The following is a 24,854-nucleotide window of genomic DNA, read 5'->3' on the forward strand; positions in this document are numbered from 1 at the left end:
AGGGAGAGTCAAGAATTAATGGGAGAATCTGCGGAGAACCAAGGGAATTAATCCGAGTTTTTGTAGAGAACAAAGAATTAATCTGAATTTTTGCTGGTGTTTTCCTCAGAACTTCCGATTAAATGGACATACTGTTCTTTCCTCTCCACAGAAATTCCGATTAATTCAATCCATCACCTTTTTCTTCCAGAATTAATCCGAGAATTTGCTGAGATCCCAGGGAATTAATCTGAGTTTCTGCTGAAATTCCCCGCAAAAACTCCGATTAATTCAAAAACTCTCTGCAAAAACTCCGATTAATTCGATTTATCTTGAGTCTCCCTGATACTCTCCCTCTCAATCCTCGCCCACTTGTCCGCCCAATCCTGACCATGTGAGCAATTCTTGAGAGCGGGAGCCTGAAACTCTAAAATACCCCGGAAAATAAAAAAATGGAGACCAAAAGGGGTTTCTTGATCCCTTTGTCTCCAAAAAAATAAGGAGCCCAGGGCAATCATTACGATTACCTTGGACTCCTTGCGAGTCATTATTGAGTGGACAATGAGGCTATGATGCGGGGGGATGGCCTCAACAATTACTTGCCCAGCTGCTTGGCAATCTCCTCGGCAAAGTTCTCCTGCTTCTTCTCGATGCCCTCGCCCTTCTCAAAGCGAACAGCGCTCTTGAAGGTAATGTTGCCGCCCAGAGCCTTGGCAGCGGAAGCGATATACTTCTCCACGGTCATGGAGTTGTCCTTCACAAACTCCTGCTGCAGCAGGCAGTTCTCCTTGTAGAACTTGCCCAGCTTGCCGGCCACGATGCCCTCCTTCACCTTGTCGGGCTTGGAAGCCATCTTGGGGTCGTTGGCCATCTGCACCAGCAGGATCTTCTTCTCCTCTTCCAGAGTGGCCTCATCCACCTGGCTCTTGTCCCAGAAACGGGGATTCAGAGCGGCGATCTGCATGGCCACATCCTTACCAACGGTCTCCACCTTGTCGGCGGACAGGTCGGTGTCCAGATTCACCAGCACGCCGATCTTGCCGCCGGCGTGGACATAGGGTACGGAGACGCCGTCGGTAAAGAAGGCGAAGCGGCGGACCTTGATGTTCTCGCCGATAACCAGCACCATCTCCTGCTGCTCCTCCAGCACGGTGCGGCCGTTGCCGTAGGGCAGAGCCATCAGAGCATCCAGGTCAGCGGGCTTGTTGGCGGCCACAACGGCGGCCACACCCTTGACGAAGTCCACGAACTTCTCGTTCTTGCCCACGAAGTCGGTCTCGGCATTGACCTCGACCACCACGCCCACGCCGTCCACAACGGCGGCGTAAGCCATACCCTCGGCGGCGATGCGGCCGGCCTTCTTCTGGGAGGCAGCCAGGCCCTTCTCACGCAGGATCTCAACAGCCTTATCCATATTGCCCTCGGCCTCGGTGAGGGCCTTCTTGCAGTCCATCATGCCCACGCCGGTCATCTCGCGCAGGGCCTGTACGTCTTTCGCAGTGATTGCCATGATCACATTACCTCCATTTTAAAAATCAAAAAGGAGCGCCCGCCCGCGCGGGCGGGCGCTCCAAAGGTTCGATCCAGATTACTGAGCGTCGGCCTCGGCTTCCTTCTCAGCAGAAGCCTCAACGGCATCCTGGCCCTGCTTGCCCTCCTGGATGGCGTTGGCCATCACGCCGGAGATCAGCTTGATGGCGCGGATGGCGTCATCGTTGCCGGGGATCACGTAGTCGATCTCGTCGGGGTCGCAGTTGGTGTCCACGATGGCCACGATGGGGATGTGCAGCTTGCGGGCCTCGTTAATGGCGTTGCGCTCCTTGCGGGGGTCAACCACGAACAGAGCGCCGGGGAGCTTCTTCATCTCCACAACGCCGCCCAGGTACTTCTCCAGCTTGGCGATCTCGCCCAAGTGCTTCATGACTTCCTTCTTGGGCAGCATGTCGAAGGTACCGTCCTCCTGCATCTTCTTCAGCTGGTTCAGACGGTCCACACGGCCGCGCATGGTCTTGAAGTTGGTGAGCATGCCGCCCAGCCAACGGGCGTTGACATAGTAGCCGCCGCAGCGGGTAGCCTCTTCCTTGATGGCCTCCTGAGCCTGCTTCTTGGTGCCCACGAACAGCAGGGTCTGGCCGGACTCGCCCAGAGAACGGACGAAGTTGTAGGCCTCCTCCAGCTTCTTCACGGTCTTCTGCAGGTCGATGATATAGATGCCGTTGCGCTCGGTGTAGATATAGGTGGCCATCTTGGGGTTCCAACGACGGGTCTGGTGACCGAAGTGGACGCCCGCCTCCAGAAGCTGCTTCATAGATACGACTGCCATAGTAACATTTCCTCCTTTATTTGTTGATTCCTCCATCCGGTTCATCCGAAGCCGGCCAACTGTCGTTTCCAGCAGCACCTGGCCCTCCGTCCGCGGATGTGCGTAATCACATGCCCTGGTATAATACCACAGTCTTTCCCATTTTGCAAGGATTTTTTCGCTTTCCGCGCAAAAAAGGACCCGGATGACTCCGGGCCCTTTTTCTGTGGCTGTCAGGACTCTTTCCAGACGGTGTTGACCTGGCTCCAGTAGGTATCGTTGACAAAGGATTCCGGCTCAAAGTAGAAACCGCTGCAGTCCTCGTCCAGGACGATTTCTTTGATTTGGGACACATCAATGGGATAGGCCAGGGAGAGCCGGATATGGTCAGCGCGGCACTCGCTCTCATTAATTCCCTGTACGCTGACTGCCACCCGCTGGAACTCGGCCTCCACTTTAGTGCCGTCGGCCAGCTCCACCCACGCTTCCAAAGGACTGTATGGCTCTTCCGCCGCACCATAAACCTCGCTGTCCATGATAAGCAGGTCAAAGGTCACCGAAATAGGCGACAGGGTCAGATCGTCCACTACCACAAAGACGTCGTCATCCAGCAGCGCCGCTCTCCTGCCCCGGAAGTCGTAGTGAGTAGTAGAGATCACGGGAATCACCAGTTCAAAATCCATTCCTTCCAGCACGGGCACACTCTCCATGCCTTCCGCCGCCAGCAGGCGGCAGAATCCATCCACCCGGCAGTAAGCTCCATTCTCCGGCAGGTTGTTCAAATCGCTGATGCGAAGCACAAACTCCAGGCCTTCTGTCCAATAAGCAAAGCACCGGGCCGGAAACAGGAGCCCCCCCGTCGGGGCCGCCGGATCGGTACACGCCTGGTCGGTATAGAACTGCCCGCTCACCGCCTCTTTTTCCCAATCCGCCGTCAGAATGGGTTTTCTCCCCTCCAGCAAAGACAGGTCGGCCCCTTCCGGCGGGATAAATTCCGCCAGAGCGTAAACCTGCTCCTGATCGGCCACCACTTCCTTGATGACAATGGCAGCCCCGGAGCCATTCAGGTCCTCAAATCTCAGGTTCACCTGCTCCGCCCCCAACTGCTCCCGCTGGGCTCCGCTGGTAATGCCGAACAGCTCCCGGAAGGCCGGGGATACCCCCGCCAGGGAAACCGCTCCCACCGCCCCGATCAGCAGGCAGGCCGCCGCCACCGCCGCAATCAGCGCCCGGTAGGGCAGGCGCATTCTTCTCTTCTTCTGCTCCCCGCGGCCCGCCGTCAGCCGGTGGGCCAGAGTTTCCTTTTCCCCGGGGGTAAACCGCAGCTTTTCCAGTTCTTCACGATAGCCCGCCATAGCCCTGTCCCTCCAATTCTACCTTTAATTTCTGGCGGGCCCGGCTCATCCGGGCCCGCACCGCCTCCGGACGGAGGCCCAACATGTCCGCGATCTCGTTGGTGTCGTAGCCCATGTAATAGTAGAGTACCAGCACCTCCCGGTACTTGGGGGGCAGGCGCTGGACCTCTTCCAGCACACCCCCCTGCTCCGGCTGGAAGGCGGTCTGTTCCGCCACCGTGTCCAGCCCCACCGTCCGGGTACGCCAGGGGCTGCGGCGGAGGTTCTTGCAGGCGTTCACCGTCACCCGCACCAGCCAGGCCCGCTCATGCTCCGGGCTGTCAAAGAGAACGCCGCAGTCCAGCCGCTTGAGCAGCACCTCCTGACACACGTCCTGGGCGTCGTGTACAGAGTTCAGAATGGAATAGGCCACCCGCAGCAGCTGGTCGGAATAGGTCTCCACCAGTCGTCGGGCCAACTGCTCATTTTCCCGGGTCTCCATTGTCCTCGCCCCCTTCCCAGATTGGAACCTCTTCACTTTGAATACACCTGAGCAAGACCAAACGTGACAAGAAATGCCTGCGGATTTTCCGCAGGCATTTCGCTTTATTATTCCTGAATCCGGGCCTGCCAGTAGGCGGCGGATGTCTTCCAGGCGGCGGCGTTCTCTCTGGTCTGGGCCCGGGGAATCAGCCCCACCTGCTCTGTCAGAAACCGACCCAGCCAGGCGGAAAAAATGGCCGCACCGTCCTGGTTCAGGTGGCTGCCGTCGTAGAGATGCCGATCAGGCACCAATCCGATCTCTTCAAAGCTGTCCGTCCAGTTGTACACCAGCACATCGCTGTCCAGCGACAGGATGTCCGCTATGTTGCAGGCGTATTGCTCATCTGTGCAGCGGTTATAGGTCGGATTAAAGGTGACAATGGGCCGGGCTCCATGCTCCCGGCACAGGGCCAGGATCTTGCCCAGCCAGGCCAGATTGGCGGCATAATCCTCTGCCGATACCGTCCGGCCGTCTTCGGTGGGAACCTCCCCCACCCCCTCCAGTACCTGATCAATCGGGGTATAGCCCTTGTAGTCACCCCGCGCGGCTGGCTGGACCGCCCGCTCCAGATCGCTCCATTCCAACTCCCGCCAACGGCTGTGGTACAGGGATAAATCGAAGAGAAGCCCGGCACGCAGCTCCGGCTCGGAGGCGGTAAAGATGGCCCCAAGCTTGTTGAGGGAAAAAGGCATCTGGCTTACGTTCTGCTGGGTGTAGTTCTGGTACTGCTTGAAGTACAGCGAGGTCCCCTCCAGAACCACGGCGGAGGGCGACTGGGTGCGGAAAATCTCCTTCAGATACCAGTAGGTGATGGACAGGGGCTGCTCCCCTCCCGCCATCACGTAGCCCGTCAGGCAGGAGGCGTCGTACACCAGGGAAGGGTTGAAATCGCAGTAGGCAAAGGAACTGCCCAGATAGATCACATCCAGGCTGTCCTCCGGCTCCCCCCGAAAGGCCCGCCAGGTGGCGCCGTAGCTCGTCTGGGCGGGACGCAGCACGTCGGAGATAAAGTTGACCGACAGCCCTGTCAGCAGCAGGAAGATCAGGGCAAACAGCAGCTCCCGCCGTTTTCTTCTCGGTCTCATGCCCTGTTCCTCCTAAAACTGGAATCCATAGAGAAAGTCCTGAGCGGCATAGCCGGAACCATAACTGCCGAAGATCAGGCAGCTGAACAGCAGCGCCCACACCACGCACCAGCGGACCAGCCGGGGCAGGTTCAGGTAGTCCGCCGGCAGGTCCCGTTTCCGGCTCAGCAGGTCCACCAGCAGCAGGAGCAGCAGGCCGCCCGCCGCGATCAGCAACTCCCAGCGGTCCAGTCCCATGCTCAGGCCCACCCATGCGGGGCCGCGGAACATGCCGTTCAGCACCGCCCAGGCATTGGAGAGAGAGCTGGCCTTGAAAAAGATCCAGGCCGCCGTTATCAGGATAAAGGTAATCAGGGTCTGGACCCCGCGGCGCAGAGCACCATCCGGCTCCAATCCCGCACGGCTCCAGAGTTTGTCCCGCACAGGGGCGGTGATCTGACCCACCACCTGATACAGGCCGTTGAGCAGTCCCCACACCACATAGGTCAATGCCGCTCCATGCCACAGGCCGCTGACGGTAAAGACGATCAGGATATTCAGATACTTCCGGGCCTTTCCCCGGCGGGAACCGCCCAGAGGAATATACAGGTAGTCCCGGAACCAGGAGGTCAGGGACATGTGCCACCGGCGCCAGAAGTCCGCCACAGAGCGTGCAAAGTAGGGGGTGCGGAAGTTCTCCCGCAGGGTAAAGCCCATGCTGTCCGCCACGCCCAGCGCCATATGGGTGTAGGCGGAAAAATCACAGTAGATCTGGAATGCAAAGGCCACCGCCGCCCCTATGATCTGAAGAACACCGTAGGATTCCGGCGCGCCGAACACCGTGTTCACCAGCACAGCCAGCCGGTCGGCCAGCACCATCTTCAGAAAGGCGCCCCACAGAAAGCGCACCAGTCCCCGGCGGAACCGGTCATAGTCAAAGGGGTGGGGACGGGTAAACTGTGGGATCAGCTCCTCCGCCCGTCCGATGGGGCCGGACACCACCTGGGGAAAGAAGGAGAGAAACAGGGCATGAATCAAGAAGCTGTGTGTGGCCGGTACCTTACCCCGCCATACATCCAGCACATAGCCCATGGCCTGAAAGAGGTAAAAGGAAATGCCCACCGGCAGCACCAGCTCCAGCACCGGAGCCTGCCAGCTCACCCCTATCCCGTTCAGCACCTGGGCGGCCAGGGTCAGGGCAAAGTTGACATACTTGAACAGGAACAGCAGTACGATCCCGCCCAGCATGCTGAGGCTCAGCACCCACTTTTCGTGTCGGTACTCCAGAGCCAGTCCCACCCCATAGGAAACCAGGATCACAAGGAGCAGCAGACTCAGATAGACCGGCTTGGCGCACAGATAGAAGAACCAACTGGCCAGCAGCAGCCACCCGTTTTTCAGCCGCCGGGGCAGCAGGAAATAGAGCAGTGCTGTAATGGGGAAAAAGCAGAAGAACGGAAGAGAGAGAAAGTTCAAACGCCGCCTCCCTCTCTGTTATCAGAACGCCCCATATCAGCTGTTCTGCATCTGGGCACTCATGGCCTGATCGAAGTGCTCATTGATCTGCTTGGTGAACTCCAGGGCGGCGTTGTAGCCCATCTTCTTGTGGCGGTTGTTCATGGCGGCCACCTCGATGATAACAGCCAGATTCCGGCCAGGCTTTACAGGCACTGTAAGGGAAGGAACCTTCACATCCAAAATCGTGGTGTACAGGTTCTCCAGACCCAGCCGGTCGTACATGGCCCCGTCCTTCCACTGCTCCAGGCTGATGACCATGTCGATCTCCGCCTCTTCCTTGACGGCGCTCATACCGAACAGGCGGCGCACGTCGATGACGCCGATGCCCCGCAGCTCGATATAGTGGCGGATCAGCTCGGGGGCGGTACCCACCAGGCCGCCGGTAACGGTCTGCTTGATCTCCACCGCGTCGTCGGCGATGAGCCGGTGGCCGCGCTTCACCAGCTCGATGGCAGTCTCGCTCTTGCCCACGCCGGACTCGCCCAGCAGCAGCACGCCTTCGCCGTACACCTCCACCAGCACGCCGTGGCGGGTGATGCGGGGGGCCAAATAGGACTTCAGAGAGGCAATGATGGTGCTCATCAGCACACTGGTGGTATCCTGACTGCGGAGCACCGTGCGGTCGTACTTCTCCGCCATCTCCATGCACTCGGGGAAGGGATCGATGCCCCGGGAGATGATGAGGGCGGGGATATCCTGGCTGAGCAGCTGCTCAAAGCTGGCCCGCCGCTGGTCCGCCGTCAGGCCCTCCAGATAGGTGGTCTCTACCCTGCCGATCACCTGGAGCCGCTTGGGATCGAAGTAGTCGAAAAATCCGGTGAGCTGCAAACCGGGACGATTCACATCCTCGGTGCGGATGGGCACATCCTCATAGCCCGCCGCCCCTCGCAGCACCTCCAGCTTGAACTGCTTGATCAGTTCCCCCAGTTTGACGCTGTACAGACTTTCCATGACCGATTCCTCCTCAATCGATGTCCGGACACGCCGGTTCACCTGAATTTTCTCCTTATGGCGGCATTATACCATTTCTTTCCCCCCAAATGCAACCAGTCAGAAAAAGCCCCTTTCTTCTACAAATATAGTTGATGCTTTTCTTCTATTGTTGTAGAATATAATTGTACTACAAATATAGAAGGAGGGGTCCCCATGAAAGCGATCCGCCGCCTTCCAGACGCGGAGCTGGAAGTGATGCAGGCCCTTTGGCGGTGTGAGCCGCCAGCCTCCCGGACCGACGTGGCCGCCGCCCTGCCCCCGGAGCACCCCATGGCAGTGACCACCTTGCTGACGGTACTCACCCGGCTGGGGGAAAAGGGGTTTCTCCGGGCGGACAGGGATGGCCGCCGCAGCCTGTACACCCCCCTGATCTCCCAGGCCGACTACCTGGCCGCCCAGAGCCGCACCTTTGTGCAGAAGGTGTGCGGCGGCAGCCTGCCCGCCTTCGCCGCCGCCCTGTGTGACAGCGGCCTCACCAAAGAGGAGCTGGAGCAGCTGCGGGACCTGCTGGAGAGGGATGCGCTATGAACGACGACCGGCTGTTCTGGCGACTGTTCACAGCGCTGATCCTGGGGATCCTCTTTACCGGGGTCCTCTACTGGAAGCGCCCCAACCAGATCTCTTTCCTGACAGGCAGGGAAAAGCCCCGGTACACCCCCTATTTCCTCTACTGGCTTCTCCCCATGTATTTTCTGCTGATCCTCTGCTTCCTGCCCCAGATGCTGCCCCAGGGCGGCGGAAACAGCCTGCTGGGGATCTTGTTCCAGACCTTTTTGCAGCTAGCGCTGTATGACAGCCTGCTGCTCCTGCTGCTTCCCCTGCTGCGGCGGTTCCTCCAGCCCCAGACCTGCGTGGTCCTGTGGCTGCTGCCCAATTACCTCTACCTGGTCCTGAGCGGGGAAAACTACCAGCTTCCCCGCCCCCTGGTGGTCATTCCCATCTCCCGGCAGATCCTGCTGCCCATCTGCCTCCTGTGGCTGGCGGGCTTTATCGGGATACTGGGGTGGAAGATCTTCTCCCACCTGCGCTTCCGCCGCCGCATCCTGAAGGAGGCCAAACCCGTCACCGATCCCCCCGCCGCCCGGCTGTGGGAGGAGCTGAAGCAGTGGGCGGGACAGCCGAAAAAGCGCTGGCCCCTGCTGGTCTCCCCCGCTGTGTCCACGCCCCTGTCCATCGGCCTGTTCTCCTCCACTATCCGGGTGGTGCTGCCGGAGCGGAACTACACCCAGGAGGAACTCACACTGATCCTGCGCCATGAGCTCATCCACATCGGACGGGGAGACAGCGCGGCCAAGTTCTTCCTCACCTTCTGCACCGCCCTGTGCTGGTTCAACCCTCTCACGTGGGCCGCCATGAGGCAGGGCGCGGAGGATCTGGAGCTGAGCTGCGATCAGGAGGTGCTGGACTGGAGCGATGAGGAAGGGCGGCAGGAGTACGCCCAGCTGCTGCTGCGCACCGCCGGAGAGCAGGCCGGCTTCACCACCTGCCTGTCCGCCTCAGCCTCCTCCCTGCGCCGCCGGCTCCGCCGGGCCCTCCATCCCGGCCAGCGGCATATCTGCGGCCTCCTGGTGGGGTTCACCGCCTTCGCCCTCTTCCTGACCGTCGGCTGGGCCACCCTGTCCTACAACATCACCAGCCGGGAGGTCTTTTTCCCCGGCGGCGCCTGGGAGGACTGGACCCTGGCTGACTTTTACGAGCCGGGAACGGTCACCGATCCGGAGGCTCTGCTGGACTATCTGGCGGGGCTGGAGCTGCAATGCCTGGCCGGACAGTACTCCCTACCCCAGCAAAAGCAGGCACGGGAACTGACCCTGTTCCTGGATGGGCCGGAGGGCACCCGCTATGTGTCCCTTCACGGCGACGTGGTCCGATCTGCCCCCATAAACGTCCCCTCCCATGAGGGCAGAAACAGCTATCTGTCCACCGGCGGGGTGGACTGGGACTACCTGGACACCCTGCTGCCCCTGGCGTAATGCAAAAAAAGCCGTGGATTTTGAAAAAAATACTTGCATTTTTTCTTCGGCTCTGCTATCATATCATTCGATGCTTTATGAAAAGCGTATCCTGACGAGCGAGGAGGTATAAGCGAATGGCCAAATGTGAATTTTGCGACAAGGGCGTTGTGTTCGGCATCCAGGTTTCCCACTCTCACCGCCGCTCCAACCGTCCCTGGAAGCCCAATGTGAAGCGCGTCAAGGCGATTGTCAACGGCACGCCCAAGCACGTCTATGTGTGCACCAGATGCCTCCGTTCGGGTAAGGTCACCCGCGCTGTGTAATAGCATAGATCGAAAAAAGGTCAGCCTTTTGGCTGACCTTTTTTGTTTCCTCTTTTCAGGAAAAGCTGACCTGACTGTTGGTGGGCACAACACACACATAGGTGTGCCCCGCCCCGAAGGTAATAGGGTTGCCGTCCAGATCCTTGTAGTACAGCTGGCCGTCGGGATAGCTCTTGCTCCAGGTCAGGTCGATCACCTTCCCGCCGCAGGCAAAGTAGCCGGTACCGCCGCTGGACAGATCCACCGTGATGTGGCCCAGACTGTCGCCGGTGTTCCGGCAGGCGGTCTTGATGACCACCACGTTGGTGACCCCCACCTGCTGGTCCGTGTTGCCGTCTATGTAGGCCTTGCCGTACTCCTCCACCAGATAGAGGCCGCTGTCAGCATCATAGGTGAAGAGACCGGTCTTATAATTGGAGAAGGGCACCTTGATCTGAGCTGCAGGAGAGCCGTTGGCCGGGGTCCCGTCCTCTTTAAAGGCCATATCATAGACATAGCCCTCCTTGTGCTCCTGCCGCAGGTTGGTATAGCCGGCGAAGCGCTGCATGATGGATTCCCCGGTGGTGACCACGGTGTGCTCCAGACTGTAGCTCTTCCGCCGTTCCGGGTCCCGCCACATCAGATTGCCGTTCTCCGTATTGCTCATATAGGGACCCCGCACGCCGTCCAGGGCGGCCACTCCCCACTGACTGATCTTGGCGTAGGCGTCCTCGCTGCCGCCGGCGTGGATGAATATGGCGTCGTGTCCCAGGGCAAGCTCCAGGTAATAGGGACGGGCGGACCGGATGGAACCGATCTTCCCTACGCCGTCCAGGGACTGAAACAGCGCCAGCATCCGGGTAATGCCCCCCTCGGCGGGCACCTCATAGATGATGTCCGCCTGGGACTGACCCAGCTGGGGCAGTGCCTCCTTCAGGTTGTTGAGCATGATGGCCACCGGCCGGCGGTTCACCCATTCCTCCCCCATGGGCAGGCCGCTGAGGGGGCTCACCGGGCCGTCGTAGGGCGTAGGGGTGGGCTCCGCCGTCACCTCCGCCACCGGGGTAGGCGAAGCGGAAGGCGGCGTCTCTTCCACAGGCGGTTCCTCCTTCCCGCCGCAGGCGGACAGGAGCAGAATCATGGCAAGGAACAGTGGCAGCAGCTTTCGGCGCATAGCGGATCCTCCCGTCATTCTGTTTTTTCTATGATACCCCACCGGCGCTCTCCCCGTCAAGGGCGGGAAAAATCCCTTGTGATTTTGGTCCGTTTTCGTTATAATATTTTTAGACTGAGGGACACGCCGCCTGGCGCCACCTCATTTTACCCCTCGGAAAGGAGATCCTCTATGCCCCGTTATGGCTTTATCCACGACAAGTTGGAGATCAAATTTCTGATTCTCTATCTCATGGCCCGGGTGGCCGCCCCCATCGACTTTCCCACCCTCACCGACCTGACCATGTGCGACGACGGGATCGACTATTTTGATTTTGCCGAGGCGGCGGCTGAGCTGGTGGAGTCGGGCCACCTGACTCTGGAAAATGACCTCTACTCCATCACCGACAAGGGCCGGGAGAACGGCGCCGCCTGTGAGAGCAGCCTGCCCTACACGGTGAAGCGCAAATGCGCCGCCAATCTCTCCAAGGTCAACGGCATTCTCCGCCGCAACGCCCAGGTGCGGGCCGAGATCCTGCCCCGTCCGGAAGGGGGACTCACCCTGCGGATGGTGCTGGATGATGACAACGGAAACCTCTTTACACTGGAGCTGCTGTGCGGCTCTCAGGAGCAGGCTGACCGGTTGGCCGCCCACTTCAAGGCCAGACCGGAGCATATCTATCACCACGTGCTGGAGGCTCTGCTGGAAGAGCCGGAATAACCCTGAGCTACAAAAATGCCGCCGCCCTTCTGAGAAGGGCGGCGGCATTTTTTATTTATGCCCGCACTTTGATCCGTCTGCGCCGTCTGACCAGGAGAATGACCACCCCGGCGGCCAGAACCAGCACCAGGATGAGTACCACTACCAGAGCCATCGGGAAGGGCTGGGGCAGGATACAGAACACGGTGGTCTCCCCCGTCCCCTTCAGGAGCAGATAGCTGCCGTCTATGGTGCTGTCCTGCCTCTGCCAGCCATCCTCGCCCTTCACCCAGAGCTGCCAGCTCTTGCCCTCCTCCGGCAGGCGGCAGTGGATGGTATAGGATACCTCCTCCAGCTCGGGATCTGTAACAGTGACCGTCCACACCGTGCCCTGGTACTCTTTCCCTTCCCTGTCCGTCCAGGTCTCCTCCCGGCTGTTGTGGGAGACCTGGGCGCCGCTGCTGAAGCTGCCGTCCACCAAAATCTCCGGCAGCTCACCGCCGTCGGTCAATGCTGAGGTGTAAGGTGTGTAAACCGCATCCACTGTACAGCTTGCGGTGACATTTCCGTAGTCCAGCTCCGGCCAGGCAGCGGAGCAGCCCTCCTTTGCCGGGATATCCGGCAGAGCGGTCACACTGCCGCCATAGGGGACGGTTATCACCTCTACCGTCTCACCGTCAGCCACAAAAGTCAAGGTAATCTGGGCGAAATCCTCCGGCGCTCCGGGCAGAGCACACAAAGTCTCAAAATCTGCCGGTTCCGCCTTGCCCGCATAGCTGATACCGTCAATAGCAGCCAGCGTATCACTTGTAAAGAGGTTCCCATTTACAGTTCTATCTTCCTCTACCGTTCCCGCCACGGCACCCAGATAGGCATTTCCCCGGGAAATCTCCACCGCGGAACGGCAGTCGCTCAGGGTGCTGCCCAGACCGGCGATGCCGCCGATGTAGTGGCTGCCCGACAGGGTGCATTTGCTCCAGCAGTCCTGGATCATGCCGCGGGAACTGCCGGCGATACCGCCCACATAGCTGCCGTCGGTGCTGGCCACATCGCCGTAGCTCTCACAGGCCTGGACCCGGCCTAGATCCATCCGGCCGGTGATGCCGCCGGCGTTGTCCTTCTTGCCGGTGACCGCTCCGGCGTTGACGCAGTCGAACACAGCGGCCTTGGCCTGTACCAGGAAGTTGACCGAGCGGTCGCCCTGCTGGGTCAGGTCGTCCTCCGGGTCAAACTCCAGATCGATGGCTATGGCGCCTGCGATGCCCGCCACGTCCACGTCGCCCTCCACGGCCCCCTCGTTCCGGCAGGCGGACACCCGGCCGGTGGACTGGCTCTGGATCTCCTGCATGGCGGACACATCCTGAACCCGGTCCTCCATCTGGGTCTCCCCCATCCGCTGGCCCTCGTTCCGTACCAGGCTGCTGATGACCCCCAGCTGGGCGTTGATGGCCTGCAGGTCGGTCAGCAGCGTATCGGTAGAATTGGAGATCAGGGTGTTCAGGTCATCCGCCCCGTCCATGAGGCCGGAAAAGGCATCGCTGAGGGCGTCGCTCTGCTGGGTCACGGCGGTGTCCAGTGAGGGCACCTGGATGGACGGTCCGTCCGTCAGCTCCTGGACCACCTGTTGGACCTGTCCGGCACTGTCCGCCAGGCTGGAAAGTACATCCGCCACCTCCCGTCCGGCCTTACCCAGGCCGGAGAGGGAGCCATCCAGCACCCCGCTCAGCTTTTTCAGGCTCTCCATAGCGTCTGCCAGATGTCCCGCACCGCCCGCCAGCCCGGCCAGTGCCTGGCTGGCGTCAGACCCCGCGCTTTTCAGCTGTTCCAGAGCCTGCTTCACGCCCTCCGCCGGATTGCCGGTCAGGATTGCCTGTTGCAGGGCGGAAAGGGCCTTCACCGCCTGGGTCAGCCCCTCGCCACCCTGCCGGGCAGCCTCCGACATATCGGTCAGGGCGGCAAGCAGCTGCTGGACGGCCTGCTGATCACTTTTGTCCGCCCACAGCCGCTGGAGGGCCGAGCGGATCTGCTCCGCCGCCGTGCCCAGGCTGGTGAGGGCGGTGCTCATGTCTCTGACACCCTGGGACAGGCTGTTCAGCGCAGACGACATGGCCTGCTCATCCCCCAGCCCCTTTTTCAGCGCATCCAGGGCGGCGGCGATATGAGTACGGGCCTCCTTAAGGTCTCTGGCCGCGGCGGCGGCATCTTTTACGGCCAGGCGCAGGTCCTCCGCCCCGTCCCCGCTGAGCTGGCCCAGCTTTGCCGCCTCCTCCAGGGCGGCGGAAAATTGATCCGCCACATCCCCCAGGGCGGTCAGCTGAGTATCCGCATCATCCAGAATGGGAGTAAGGCCCTCCAGAGCCCGGGAGATCCGGGCGGACAGGTCGTTGATCTGGCCTACTCCCTCCTCCGTCCAGTCCACCATGGCGTCAGACAGTCCCTTGACCGCGTCACGGGCCGTCCGGGTATTGTCGGAGAGGCTCCGCATCTGGGCGGACAGGTCGTCCGAGACGGCTCCCGCATCATTCAGCAGACCGTCCATCTTGTTCTGCAGCACATCCAGCTCGCCCCCCAGCTGCTCCAGAAAGCTCTTCTGGTAGAGGAGGGTCACCTCAGGCTCCAGCTGGCCCACGATGCCGCCCACATCCTTCCGGCCCTGAACGGTCCCGGTATTGGTGCAGCCGTCCAGAAAACCGTTCTGCCGCCCGGCGATACCGCCGATGTTGTAGCCCACATGGGGGTAACCCACCGCGCCCTCGTTCCGGCAGTTCTGCAGGATGCCGGTGGAGTGTCCCGCGACGCCGCCCACATCGGTCCAGCCGGACAGGTCGGCGGCGGCGTCTGTGACGGTTTCCTCCTGGAGAAGGGTCTGGGGATCGGCTTCCGTATCCAGCTCGGTGGTATTGACGCTGCCCCGGTTGGTACACTGGATCACACTGCCCAGGTTCTGGCCCACGATGCCGCCCACGTGGAGCTCGCCGCTGACAGAGCCGGAGAAGGTGCAGTTGATGACCTGCCCTCCCGCCTGGTTGCAACCCACGACGCCGCCCACGGTGGTCTTGCCGGACACCGTGCCTTCAAAGGTGCAGCGGAGCACTTCCCCCTTGTTGTCCCCCACGATGCCGCCGATGGTATCCCGGAAATCGGTGGGAGATACGTTCCCCGTCACCGTCAGGTCTTTTACCACGCCGCCGGACTGCAGGTAGCGGAACAGCCCCTGCACATTGCCGCTGCCGGTGAAGGACAGGCCGGAGATGGTGTGGCCGCCGCCGTCAAAGGTCCCCCCGAAGGTGGGGATGGCCTGAAAGGACGTTCCGGCCAGGTCGATATCCGCCGTCAGACGGACGGTCTTTCCCTGGGACCAGCTGTCCAGCGAACAATTCCGGGACAGCTCCGTCAGGTCCTCCGCCGTGCGGATGGTAATGACCGCCGGCTCCGCCGCCCATGCAGCGGGGGCCAGCAGCTGAAGCAGCAGGACCGCCGTCAGCAGAGCGGACAGCCCTTTATTCCTGTGTCTCATGTTCTTCCTCCTTGGATATATCTCCCGAGTCCACCATGGCGGCCAGCTCCCCGTGGATCACGCCGTGGATATTGGCGTCGATGACGCCGCTGACCCGGCCCCGTACCCGGCCGCTGACGTAAATCACACCGCTGGTACGGGTGATCCGCTCGTGCTCCGGGAATTTCAGATTGAACCGGGTCCGCTCCACGATCTTGTCACCCAGCAGCAGGAGCTGCGGCAGAATGAACATGACCAGGAACATGGAGATCAGGGTCCCACGGCACAGGCACTGGCCGATGCCCACAATGCTGGGCTCGGTGGTGATCTGAGCGATCAGGAAGGCCGCCACCGACAGGATGCTGCCCGAGGTGAGCACAGTGGGAAAAGCCAGGCTCAGGGCCTTGACAATGGCCTGCTTGCGGGGCATGGTAGCCTTCAGCTCGTTGTACCAGGAGGAGATGACAATGGCGTAGTCAATGTTGGCGCCCATCTGGATGGCGGTGACGATCAGATAGCTCATAAAGAAGATGGGCTGCCCCGTCAGACCGGGAACCGCGAAGTTCAGCCAGATACTGCCCTGGATCACCAGGATCAGCAGGATGGGCAGGCCGACGGACAGGAAGGTGAACAGCAGCACCAGAATGACGAACACCACCGTCAGGACGCTGATCAGGATGTTGTCCCTGGCGAAGGAGGTGGACAGGTCATAGTCGCTGGTGGAGTTCCCCACCAGGAAGATCTGATCGGCGTCATAGTACCGCTCCGCCTCGGCGTGGATGGTCTTGAGGAAGTCGAAGGTCTCCTCACCCTCCTCCGGCAGATCCAGCTGAAGTACCAGCCGGGAGTAGTGCTCTCCCAGCATCTGGGCCCGGGCATCGGTGAGCTGGTCATAGAGGTCGTCGATCTCCCTGCTCATCTGGTCGTCCAGGGTAATGTAACCACTTGTTTTGGCATCGTGGATGAAGAGGAACAGGTCCATCAGGGGGATGGTGTAGTCGTCTACCCCCTCCACGATCCGGCCGTACTCCTCCTTGTCGGCGGCATAGGCAGCATAGAGCAGCTTGGCCTGCTCATAGTCCAGGTCGATCAGCTCGGAAAACTGCCTGGGTGTCAGCGCGTCGGTCAGGGCATAGCCGTCCATGGCCTCAATGTTGGCAAGGCCCAGGGCGCTCTCCACCTCGTCATAGGACGACAGCCGGTTGAGCAATGTCTTTTCACTCTCGTAATCCCCCCTGGGCACCAGCAACGCCGCCGTGTTCTGGGCGCCGAACGTGTCGTTGATGGTCTCTGTCGCAATTTGGGCCTCATTCTGGCTGACGGTATGGATCTGACTGTATCCATAGACATAGGGGCACTGGTTGGAGAAATAGAAAGCTGCCACCAGACACAGGGCAAACACCGGCGCGCCGATGAACCGCAGCTTCACCACCAGCTTGCCCCAGCGGTCGATGGAGGGAATGAAGTTCCTGTGTCGGGTGCGCTCCATGGCCTTGCAGAAGATCATCAGCAGGCCGGGCATCAGGGTGAATACCGACAGCATACTGATGCAGATGGCCTTGATGAGTACCATGCCCATATCAAAGCCGATGCGGAACTCCATGAACATCATGGCGGCCAGGCCGGAGATGGTGGTCAGGCTGCTGGCTGAGATAGAGGGGATGGAGGCACTGAGGGCAGCGATACAGGCCCGCCTGTCATCCAGGTGCTCCCGCTCCTCCAGAAAGCGGTGGAGCAGGATGATGGCGTAGTCGATGGCCAGAGCCAGCTGGAGGATCACTGTCACCGAATTGGAGACGAAGGAGATCTCCCCAAAGAAAAAGTTGGTGCCCAGGTTGAGCAAAGCTGCCGCCCCGAAGGTAAGCACCAGCACCGGGATCTCCGCATAGGACTTTGAGGTAAGCAGCAACACCAGCAGGATGACCGCCGCCGCGATGGCCAGGATGACCCCCATCTCTGTCTGGAGGGTGTCGGAGGTCTCGTTTCCCACGGCGGTGTCGATGTAGCAGTCATAGGGTTCCAGCAGGTCGCGCAGCTGGGACAGGGCCTCCCCGCTCACCGGGTCGTCCTCCTCCCCGGCAAAAGTGACAGTGAGGAGCACATCTGCCCCCTTGCAGTATTCCGAGATCTCCTCCGGGGTCTCTCCGCTCCCGCTTCCGCCGGCGGCGGCCCCTTTCCCCAGCACGGCGGAGGAGACACCGTCGATCTCCTCGATGCGGTCGGCCAGGTCCCGGGCCAGGTCCACCGTGGTGTGGGACACCATGACCCGTGCAGTAGCAAAGGTGGTGAACTCATCCTCCATGATGGTCAGGCCCTGGCGGGTCTCGGTGGTGGCGGGCAGATACTGGGTAATGTCACTGCACACCGACACCCAGTTCCGGGAAAAGAGGGAAAAGATGGCGGCGCAGATGTACAGGAAAAAGATCAGGTTGCGCTTATCCACGATGAGCGTGGCCAGGCGCTCAAAAAAGGACGGCTTGTCAGGGTTTTTACTCACAGTTTTTCTCCTCAGTCTGTTCTTCGTTCAGGGGTGCTCCGCTCCACTTCATCCGGCACCCGTCCAGCTCCGCGGTACCCCGCAGGGTGTTTCCCGCCAGGTGGAGCACTGAGCGGCAGGCATAATCTCCCAACGCTGTGCGCAGGCTGTGGAACAGAGTGAGCATTCCCGCCCCGTCCCAGGTGCCCCGCACCGGATTCTCGTAGCCAGCCAGGGACAGGATGCCCCGCACAGTGCCGTCTCCCTTTCGGTGAAGGAAGAGCTTCCCCTCCCTGGGGCCCATCTGGCTGTGCAAGGTAATCTGATACCACTGTTTCATATAGGATCCCCCTCCGGTCTTTTTTCTCAGCATACGTTCCCGGCGCGCCGGTTACAACATGCAAACTGCCCGTCTGTGTCAGAATTCTGACACAGACGGGCAATTTGCATCTAGGAAAAAGGCCCCTTGGGATGGTATACTGGGTCCAAGCTCATTTACCATCACCGGACCGGAGGCTCCCTTTATGAAGCACAAATCCTATGAATCCTCACATGCCACCAAACAGGCCATCTGCGCCTCCCTGAAGGAGCTGATGGTCCAGAAGCCCCTGGACAAGATCACGGTCAGCGAAATCATGGACCACTGCGGCATGGTGCGCCAGCACTTCTACTACCACTTTGAGGATATCTACGATCTGGTACGCTGGATGTTTCAGGAGGAAGCCCTCTCCCTGCTGAAACAGCAGGAGGGCGTGCTGCTGTGGCAGGAGGGTCTGCTGCAGCTCTTCCAGTACTTACAGGAAAACCGGGCAGTATGTCTGTGCGCCCTCAACTCCCTGAGCCGCAATCACTTAAAGCACTTCTTCTACACCGATCTCTACGCCATCATCCGCCACACCGTCACCACCGTTGCGGATGAGATGGGCTGTACCTCCGGCGAGGAGGGCGATCTGGAGCTGTTTACCCACTTCTATGTGATCGCCCTGGCAGGGCTGGTGGAAAGCTGGCTGCTGGGTGAGATCGACAAGACACCGGAGGAGCTGATCCGCTTCACCGACAGGCTGCTGCGGGACCAGATGCGGGGCAGCGTGCTCCGTCAGACACAGCAAGAGGAAAAGGATGACTTATTATAGCTCTTTTTCTCAAAAAGGGCGTGGAAAACTATAGTTTTCCACGTCCTTTTCTTTTTTCACTGGGTAACGATGACCCGTACCACGGCGTCTGTTCCCAGAGTACCGCTGTAGTAAACGGTGAAGGTATCCGTGTAGGCCTTGGCCTGGGGCAGGGTGATCCAGCTGCTGTTGTCCCCGTTACGGACCTGCACGTCATCGCTGATGGGGACCCTAACTCCGTTGACCACCACGGCATCTTCTCCGTCAAAGGAAGATCGGGCCACGTCTTTAGACTGAGACAGGGTGACCACCGCCACGGCTTTCTCCTCGCCGCTGACAGCGATACCGCCCATGGCGCCGCCCCGGACGGTCTGGCCGGTGATATAGCTCTGGCTGGTACCGGCACTGTTCTCCACCGACACAGTGGTGTTGGTATAGGTCAGGCTGCCGCTGCCGCCGCTCTGCTCCCCGACCTCCAGAATCCCGTAGGTATAGGCATTGCCGGTCACGTCGTCCAGCAGCAGCACGCTCACCTCACCGTCAGCGTTGGTGGCGTAGAAGTCGATCTTGGAGGCGGACACCGTACTGACCAGGATGTCATCCAGGTCGATCTCCACCACCACGCTGTTTTTCGCCCGCTCGTAGATCACTACGTTATCTGCCAGCGGGATGCTGCCCAGCGTACCGCGGGTCAGGTTCAGGGACAGGGAAACCTCGCTCTCCGCCGGGCTCACCGACAGCTTGCCGATGCCGCTGGAGGTAACGCATACCAGATCGCCGGTCTGTACTGAGCCGGTGCTGCTGATCGTGCCCCTGGCAGTCAGGCCGCAGGACAACGACACCTCTCCATTGCCCAGCACGCCGTACTGGCTGTCCTGCTGGCTGTATGCGGCGGCAGAGGCCACCTCCCCCGTTCCGTTGAGGGTAACGGTAATCCTGTCCCCCACACTGAACTGGCTCAGGCTGTCTTGCCCGCTGTCCGCCACCGGCAGTTCGATCCCCAGCAGGGTAATGGTATCGGGGGCGGCGGTGTTGGGGCTGGCCCCCTCGTAATAGCCGCTGAGGGTCACACCCTCATAGGCCACCGCCTGGGAGGCAGTCACCAGGTCCACAGTCCCCTTTTTGTTGTAATAGAGGGTCACAGTGTCCCTTCCCTCCAGATCATACCAGCAGGAGCTGTAGGCGGTAAGGGTGTCATCCAGAAGGACGTTGACCGAATTGGAAACGCTATGGAAGCTGCCGGCAGTGTCCGTAATGCCGCTGGCCGACACCGACGAGAGGGCTACGGTGCGGCTCACCGTACCGTCAGGCAGGAAGCCGCACACCTCCCCCGTCTTGTCCAGCAGCAGGGTGCCCCGATTCCCGGCCAGAGACTCCGACACCTCGCCCGCCGGCTCATAGTAACTCAGGCCCTGGGTGGTGCAGATCTGTACCAGGCCGGTGGTACCGTCGTCGGCCTCCGCGTCCACATCCAGCAGCACCGCATCGGCCACCTTGGAGGCACACAGCTTGTTGATGTAGTCGCCACCCTCCTTATCGGTCTGGGACAGCAAACCGTAGAGCAGCAGGGCCGCCTCTCCCCGGGTGAGCGCGTGGTCCGGGTCAGTGGAGATTCCGTCCAGCAGGCCCAGCTTCTCCCCCAGGCTCATGTAGTCCTCCGGCCAGAAGGGACCCACGTCCTCGGTGGTATAGCCCAGCAGGTGGAGGGCCACCGTCACCGCCTGACCCACCGACACCGGGTCGTCGGGGCCGAAGGTGCCGTCCCCGTAGCCGGAGACCAGGCCCTCCTCATAGGCCAGATTGATATAGGGCGCCGCCCAGTGGCTGCCCGACACATCGGAAAAGAGGGTGCGGTAGGCGCTGCCGGTCACCTGATCCCCGTGACCCTCCGCCAGTACTGCCAGCTTGCAGAACTGGGCTCGGGTCAGGCCGTCGGAGGGGTGGTAGGCCCCATCGGAATAGCCGGAGACGATGCCCAGGCTGTACAGCACCTCCACTGCCGTGGCGGTGTCCCCGCTGACGTCGGTAAAGGCAGCCGCCGGAGCGGGCAGGACCGCCAGTGTCAGGCACAGCCCTGCCGCCGTCAGCAGGGCGCAGATCTTTTGTTTCAATGGAATCTCCTCCTTCTCTCAATCCGCCCGCAGGGCGTCCACCGGCTGGAGGTTGGAGGCCTTCACCGCCGGATAAATACCGAATACGATACCGATGACCACCGAGAACACAAAGGCGCCCGCCGTCACCAGACCATTGGGTAACAGGATCAGGTCATACATGGCCTTGCCCAGCACCAGGCTCAGGCCGAAGCCCAGCAGGATGCCGATAACGCCCCCCATGCCGCTGAGGATGGCCGCCTCCACCAGGAATTGCCCCACGATCTCCCCCCGGGGAGCGCCGATAGATTTCTTGATGCCGATCTCCCTGGTGCGCTCGGTGACCGTCACCAGCATGATATTCATAATGCCGATACCTCCCACCAGCAGGGCAATGCCGGCGATCCCACCCAGCACCACGCTCATGGAGGTCATCTCATCCGTGGATTCGGTCATGGCGGAGTTGCCGTTTTCCAGCTCATACTCCCCCACGGTGGTGGAAACGGTGTCGGCCAGAAACACCTCCAGTCTGGACATGACGCTGTCCATATGGTCGGAGGTGTCCACCTTCACCGTAAAGGCAGTCAGGTAGTCGGTCTCCAGAATGGCCCGGTCCAGGGAGTAGGGGATCACCGCCATGTCGTCCATAGAGCCCTCAGTGCCCCCGTCCTTCTGATAGTAGGTTCCTACCACGGTAAAGGGATTGCCGCCGATGTAGACCGTCTCCCCGATGGGGTCGGCATACTGGAACAGGCTGTCGGCCACATAGGAGCCCAGGACGCACACCATGTTCCGCTGCTCAATATCGAAGGCGTTGATATCGCGGCCGTCCTCCAGGGTGTAGTTGTTGCAGGCGGCGTACTGATCGCTGCCCAGATACACGGTGGAGGTGTCCAGGGTGGTGGTGCGGTATTTCAGGGGCAGCGAGGTGGAGACATCTGGACTTACCCCCTCCACCATATCGCCCAGTTCTTCGTTGCCGTAGTCATACAGGGCGCTCATCACGTCCACCGCCCGGCTGGTGTCGTACCAGGTGACGGTCACATTGACCTTGTTGACCCCCAGCTTTTCATAGTAGGCGGTGATATCGGCGTTGTAGCCCGACACCAGGGCCACCAGCACCAGCACAGCGGTCACACCGATGATGATGCCCAGCATGGTAAGGAAGGACCGGCCTTTTTTGTCCCGGATGGAGTCCAGGGCCATCATAAATGCGTTCACGGCGCCACCGCCCGGGCCACGGGCAGGTCCACCAGCACCCCGTCCCACAGGCTGTCGTGGACGATTTTCCCGTCCATCACCCGCACGGTGCGGTGGGCCTGGGCAGCGATGCCGTTGTCATGGGTGATGAGAATGACGGTGGTGCCCGCCCGATTCATCTGCTTCATCAGCTCCAGCACCTGGGCGCCGGTTCTGGAGTCCAGGGCGCCGGTGGGCTCGTCGGCCATGAGAATGGGAGAGCGGGCGGCAATGGCCCGGGCGATGGCCACCCGCTGCTGCTGGCCGCCGGAGAGCTGGCCGGGACGGCAGTCCGCCTTGGCGGCGATGTCCACCCGCTCCAGGGCCTCCATGGCCCGCTCCTTCCGCTGGGCCAGGGGTACCTTCTGATACAGCAAGGGCAGGGCCACATTCTGCCACACATTCAGAGAGGGGATCAGGTTGTAGCCCTGAAAGATAAAGGCAATCTTCCGTGAGCGGATCAGTTCCAGCTCCCTGCGGCTGCGGCCGCTGATGGGGGTGCCGTCCAGGCAGTACTCTCCGGCGGTGGGCACGTCCAGGCAGCCCAGAATGTTCATCATGGTGGACTTGCCGGAGCCGGAGGTGCCGATGATAGCCACAAACTCCCCCTGATTGATCTCCAGAGTGACCCCATCCAGGGCATTGACCTGGTTTTCCTGGCCCGGGCCGTAGATTTTATAGACATTGTCCAATCGGATCAAGCTCATGTCACGCCTCCTTAACCCATGGGTCCGCCGCTCATGCCGCCACCGGGCATGCCGCCGCCCATATTGCCGCTTCCCATGTTCCCGCCAGGCATGCCGCCGCCCTCGGAGAAGTCGGGCCGCCCCTCAAAGTCCTGGCTGTCCTCCCCCTGGCTGGTGGTGTCGCCGCCGGAGGGTGCCGACTGCTGATAGCGGGTAAAGACCTCCACGTCCTCCTCTACGCCGGATAAGATTCGGACATACTGGCTATTGGACACCCCGGTCTCCACCGGTACAGCGTAAAATCCGTCAGGCACCACGCCGTTCTCCAGATCCACTGCGTTGTCCGGGCGGCTATCCACCTTGACAAAGAGGCAGGTGCCCTCGCTGGTGTTCTGGAGAGCCGCGATGGGGGCCAGCACACCCTCCGATTCATCTCCCACGGTGATGGTGTAGGACACATTCACACCGGCGGAAAGAGCGCCGTCGCTGGGAATGGTGATGGTGATGGGAAAATAGGCCACACCGTTGGTGTTGGTGGCCTCATAGCTGATGGCGGTCACCGTGCCGGTATAGTGGGTGTCGCTCTCCGCCCCGGACTGGGTGATGTCCACCTCCATGCCCATGGTGATATTGTCGATGTCCAGCTCGTCGATGTTGGCGGTGATGGTCATGCAATCCATGTTATAGAGGGTCACAGCCGTCTGACCGGCCTGGCGGGGGCTCTCCCCCTCCTGCACGCCCACCATGATGATCTTGCCGGAGATCTCAGCGGTGACGTTGTAATCGGCCCGCCTCTCCTCCGCCTGGGTAATTTTCTCCTGGGTCTGGGTGATTTTGTCCTGGGTCTGGGTGATGCTCCGGTTGGCCGTCTCTATCTGCTTCTCCAGCTCGGAGCCGTCGATGGAAAAGAGTACCTTGCCCTTGGACACTGATTCGTAATCGGACACATTGACGGCAGTCAGTTCCCCCCCGGTCTCCGCCACGATGTCCTTACTGGCGTAGTACTCCAGAGTTCCCTCCACCGCCGGGTAGAGCTTTTCCCCGCTGTCGGCCACCAGGTAGCCAGCGCCGCCCATACCCTCGGACAGGGCACCGGGATTATCTACCGTCACCGTCACGGCAAAACAGTGGGTGCCCTCGGCGGTCACCCGGTCCACCTTCTTGATTTCGGTGACGGTGCCCTCAAACGTGTTCATCAGGCTGGCCACCGAGATGCCGGCCTTCATACCCACATAGACCTGATCCTCATAGGCGTAGCTGAAGTACTGAGTCAGCGTCATCTTGCTGTCATTCACCAAGGTGGCCAGCTTGGTCCCGGCATTGACGCTGTCCCCCACGTCTGCCGCCACATCTGTCACCCGCCCGGCAAAGGGGGCAGTGACGGTCAGGGCCGCCATGCTCTCCTGTAAGTCGGCCAGCTGATCCTGGGAGTCGGACAGGGTGTTCTCCAGCTCGGTGATCTCATCCTGATAGCCCTCGATCTCCTCGTCCAGTTCAGTAGCGTCCTGGGTATAAAGCAGGTCACCCTCCTCTACGGTGTCCCCAGCGGAGACATAAACGGCGGTGATCTCGCTGTCGGAAGCGGTGGTATAGGTCACGCTGTCCGCTGGTACGGTGGTGCCTGTGCCTTCGATGGTGGTGGCCAGACTGCCGTAGGTAGTACGCTCGGTCAGGGCCACTTGCCCTTCCCCGGAAAAAAACAACACCTTGATTCCCACACCGGCTGCCACCGCCAGCACTACCACAGCCAAAAGGATCACCCGTTTCCGGGTCACCTTCCGGCGGGGCTTAGGTGCCACCGGCGGCGCACCTTCTCCGGCATCCCGTTTCCCTTTTCTCACTGCTAAGAGCTGCATATATGCGTCCTCCCGTTCTGTTCCGGTTTCCGGGACAGTATAGTTCCGCAAGCTGA

At 60.8% G+C, this 24,854-nt stretch carries 20 protein-coding genes; 5 read left to right on the forward strand and 15 right to left on the reverse strand.

Going from position 1 to position 24,854, the window contains the following annotated elements; translation table 11 throughout:
• Window positions 1-574: 574 nt before the first annotated feature.
• From tsf to hprK, 7 genes are all read right to left on the reverse strand, one after another.
• Window positions 575-1,489, reverse strand: a complete 915-nt coding sequence (gene tsf / locus E0E41_RS02725; protein ID WP_130868606.1) for a translation elongation factor Ts — start codon at window positions 1,487-1,489, stop codon at window positions 575-577.
• A 78-nt stretch (window positions 1,490-1,567) separates the two neighbouring features.
• Window positions 1,568-2,302 carry a 30S ribosomal protein S2 gene (gene rpsB / locus E0E41_RS02730; protein ID WP_130868607.1) on the reverse strand — a complete coding sequence of 245 codons (735 nt, stop codon included), beginning with the start codon at window positions 2,300-2,302 and terminating at the stop codon, window positions 1,568-1,570.
• Window positions 2,303-2,514: 212 nt separating this feature from the next.
• Window positions 2,515-3,636, reverse strand: a complete 1,122-nt coding sequence (locus E0E41_RS02735; protein WP_130868608.1) for a DUF4179 domain-containing protein — start codon at window positions 3,634-3,636, stop codon at window positions 2,515-2,517.
• Entirely contained in the window at window positions 3,620-4,117 is a 498-nt protein-coding gene (locus E0E41_RS02740) for an RNA polymerase sigma factor (protein ID WP_130868609.1), read from the reverse strand. Before E0E41_RS02740 ends, E0E41_RS02735 begins: the two co-directional genes overlap by 17 nt.
• 107 nt (window positions 4,118-4,224) lie before the next feature.
• Entirely contained in the window at window positions 4,225-5,244 is a 1,020-nt protein-coding gene (locus tag E0E41_RS02745) for a hypothetical protein (protein ID WP_130868610.1), read from the reverse strand.
• 12 nt (window positions 5,245-5,256) lie between these two features.
• Window positions 5,257-6,699, reverse strand: a complete 1,443-nt coding sequence (locus tag E0E41_RS02750; protein ID WP_130868611.1) for an MBOAT family O-acyltransferase — start codon at window positions 6,697-6,699, stop codon at window positions 5,257-5,259.
• Between the two features lie 36 nt (window positions 6,700-6,735).
• Complete coding sequence (gene hprK / locus E0E41_RS02755) at window positions 6,736-7,692, reverse strand: HPr(Ser) kinase/phosphatase (protein WP_130868612.1); 957 nt, start codon at window positions 7,690-7,692, stop codon at window positions 6,736-6,738.
• 195 nt (window positions 7,693-7,887) lie between these two features.
• Between hprK and E0E41_RS02760 the strand changes: the two genes are divergently transcribed.
• The 3 genes from E0E41_RS02760 to rpmB all read left to right on the forward strand — a co-directional run bounded on the left by E0E41_RS02760 (window position 7,888) and on the right by rpmB (window position 10,012).
• On the forward strand, window positions 7,888-8,262 hold the full coding sequence (locus tag E0E41_RS02760) for a BlaI/MecI/CopY family transcriptional regulator (protein WP_130868613.1): 375 nt from the start codon (window positions 7,888-7,890) through the stop codon (window positions 8,260-8,262).
• A complete protein-coding gene (locus E0E41_RS02765; protein ID WP_130868614.1) occupies window positions 8,259-9,707 on the forward strand; it encodes a M56 family metallopeptidase in 1,449 nt (482 codons plus the stop codon). The genes E0E41_RS02760 and E0E41_RS02765 overlap by 4 nt, the downstream gene beginning before the upstream one ends.
• Before the next feature lie 116 nt (window positions 9,708-9,823).
• Window positions 9,824-10,012, forward strand: coding sequence for a 50S ribosomal protein L28 (gene rpmB, locus E0E41_RS02770; RefSeq protein WP_033116638.1), 189 nt, complete (start codon window positions 9,824-9,826; stop codon window positions 10,010-10,012).
• 55 nt (window positions 10,013-10,067) lie between these two features.
• Here the strand turns inward: rpmB and E0E41_RS02775 are convergent, their stop codons facing one another.
• On the reverse strand, window positions 10,068-11,165 hold the full coding sequence (locus E0E41_RS02775) for a DUF3048 domain-containing protein (protein ID WP_130868615.1): 1,098 nt from the start codon (window positions 11,163-11,165) through the stop codon (window positions 10,068-10,070).
• Window positions 11,166-11,336: 171 nt separating this feature from the next.
• Here E0E41_RS02775 and E0E41_RS02780 point away from each other — a divergent pair, with 171 nt between their 5' ends.
• Entirely contained in the window at window positions 11,337-11,864 is a 528-nt protein-coding gene (locus tag E0E41_RS02780; RefSeq protein ID WP_130868616.1) for a DUF4364 family protein, read from the forward strand.
• A gap of 55 nt (window positions 11,865-11,919) precedes the next feature.
• Here E0E41_RS02780 and E0E41_RS02785 read toward each other — a convergent pair whose 3' ends face one another.
• Genes E0E41_RS02785 through E0E41_RS02795 form a run of 3 tightly spaced genes read right to left on the reverse strand, consistent with a single transcriptional unit; the run spans window position 11,920 to window position 18,155 of the window.
• Window positions 11,920-15,360, reverse strand: coding sequence for a GLUG motif-containing protein (locus E0E41_RS02785; RefSeq protein WP_130868617.1), 3,441 nt, complete (start codon window positions 15,358-15,360; stop codon window positions 11,920-11,922).
• On the reverse strand, window positions 15,344-17,836 hold the full coding sequence (locus E0E41_RS02790) for an efflux RND transporter permease subunit (protein WP_242623664.1): 2,493 nt from the start codon (window positions 17,834-17,836) through the stop codon (window positions 15,344-15,346). The genes E0E41_RS02785 and E0E41_RS02790 overlap by 17 nt, the downstream gene beginning before the upstream one ends.
• Window positions 17,829-18,155, reverse strand: a complete 327-nt coding sequence (locus E0E41_RS02795; protein ID WP_130868619.1) for a hypothetical protein — start codon at window positions 18,153-18,155, stop codon at window positions 17,829-17,831. Before E0E41_RS02795 ends, E0E41_RS02790 begins: the two co-directional genes overlap by 8 nt.
• A gap of 184 nt (window positions 18,156-18,339) precedes the next feature.
• Here E0E41_RS02795 and E0E41_RS02800 point away from each other — a divergent pair, with 184 nt between their 5' ends.
• Entirely contained in the window at window positions 18,340-18,948 is a 609-nt protein-coding gene (locus tag E0E41_RS02800) for a TetR/AcrR family transcriptional regulator (RefSeq protein WP_165450491.1), read from the forward strand.
• A gap of 56 nt (window positions 18,949-19,004) precedes the next feature.
• On the opposite strand, the gene E0E41_RS02805 is transcribed toward E0E41_RS02800, so the two are convergent.
• From E0E41_RS02805 to E0E41_RS02820, 4 genes are read right to left on the reverse strand one after another with little or no spacing between them, the layout of a single operon-like run.
• Window positions 19,005-21,038 carry an S-layer homology domain-containing protein gene (locus E0E41_RS02805; RefSeq protein ID WP_130868621.1) on the reverse strand — a complete coding sequence of 678 codons (2,034 nt, stop codon included), beginning with the start codon at window positions 21,036-21,038 and terminating at the stop codon, window positions 19,005-19,007.
• 18 nt (window positions 21,039-21,056) lie between these two features.
• A complete protein-coding gene (locus tag E0E41_RS02810) occupies window positions 21,057-22,238 on the reverse strand; it encodes an ABC transporter permease (RefSeq protein ID WP_130868622.1) in 1,182 nt (393 codons plus the stop codon).
• Complete coding sequence (locus E0E41_RS02815; RefSeq protein WP_130868623.1) at window positions 22,235-22,963, reverse strand: ABC transporter ATP-binding protein; 729 nt, start codon at window positions 22,961-22,963, stop codon at window positions 22,235-22,237. Before E0E41_RS02815 ends, E0E41_RS02810 begins: the two co-directional genes overlap by 4 nt.
• A gap of 11 nt (window positions 22,964-22,974) precedes the next feature.
• Window positions 22,975-24,798: an efflux RND transporter periplasmic adaptor subunit gene (locus E0E41_RS02820; RefSeq protein ID WP_130868624.1), complete on the reverse strand. Its 1,824-nt coding sequence runs from the start codon at window positions 24,796-24,798 to the stop codon at window positions 22,975-22,977.
• Window positions 24,799-24,854 lie beyond the last annotated feature (56 nt).

Source organism: Intestinimonas massiliensis (ex Afouda et al. 2020) (assembly GCF_900626285.1).
Classification (GTDB): Bacteria; Bacillota; Clostridia; order Oscillospirales; family Oscillospiraceae; genus Flavonifractor; species Flavonifractor massiliensis_A.

Excerpts from the sequence above, each read along its gene's own strand:
- tsf (WP_130868606.1), bottom strand. The coding sequence starts at position 1,489 with ATGGCAATCACTGCGAAAGACGTACAGGCCCTGCGCGAGATGACCGGC.
- rpsB (WP_130868607.1), bottom strand. The coding sequence starts at position 2,302 with ATGGCAGTCGTATCTATGAAGCAGCTTCTGGAGGCGGGCGTCCACTTC.
- E0E41_RS02735 (WP_130868608.1), bottom strand. The coding sequence starts at position 3,636 with ATGGCGGGCTATCGTGAAGAACTGGAAAAGCTGCGGTTTACCCCCGGG.
- E0E41_RS02740 (WP_130868609.1), bottom strand. The coding sequence starts at position 4,117 with ATGGAGACCCGGGAAAATGAGCAGTTGGCCCGACGACTGGTGGAGACC.
- E0E41_RS02745 (WP_130868610.1), bottom strand. The coding sequence starts at position 5,244 with ATGAGACCGAGAAGAAAACGGCGGGAGCTGCTGTTTGCCCTGATCTTC.
- hprK (WP_130868612.1), bottom strand. The coding sequence starts at position 7,692 with ATGGAAAGTCTGTACAGCGTCAAACTGGGGGAACTGATCAAGCAGTTC.
- E0E41_RS02760 (WP_130868613.1), top strand. The coding sequence starts at position 7,888 with ATGAAAGCGATCCGCCGCCTTCCAGACGCGGAGCTGGAAGTGATGCAG.
- E0E41_RS02765 (WP_130868614.1), top strand. The coding sequence starts at position 8,259 with ATGAACGACGACCGGCTGTTCTGGCGACTGTTCACAGCGCTGATCCTG.
- rpmB (WP_033116638.1), top strand. The coding sequence starts at position 9,824 with ATGGCCAAATGTGAATTTTGCGACAAGGGCGTTGTGTTCGGCATCCAG.
- E0E41_RS02775 (WP_130868615.1), bottom strand. The coding sequence starts at position 11,165 with ATGCGCCGAAAGCTGCTGCCACTGTTCCTTGCCATGATTCTGCTCCTG.
- E0E41_RS02780 (WP_130868616.1), top strand. The coding sequence starts at position 11,337 with ATGCCCCGTTATGGCTTTATCCACGACAAGTTGGAGATCAAATTTCTG.
- E0E41_RS02785 (WP_130868617.1), bottom strand. The coding sequence starts at position 15,360 with ATGAGACACAGGAATAAAGGGCTGTCCGCTCTGCTGACGGCGGTCCTG.
- E0E41_RS02795 (WP_130868619.1), bottom strand. The coding sequence starts at position 18,155 with ATGAAACAGTGGTATCAGATTACCTTGCACAGCCAGATGGGCCCCAGG.
- E0E41_RS02800 (WP_165450491.1), top strand. The coding sequence starts at position 18,340 with ATGAAGCACAAATCCTATGAATCCTCACATGCCACCAAACAGGCCATC.
- E0E41_RS02815 (WP_130868623.1), bottom strand. The coding sequence starts at position 22,963 with ATGAGCTTGATCCGATTGGACAATGTCTATAAAATCTACGGCCCGGGC.
- E0E41_RS02820 (WP_130868624.1), bottom strand. The coding sequence starts at position 24,798 with ATGCAGCTCTTAGCAGTGAGAAAAGGGAAACGGGATGCCGGAGAAGGT.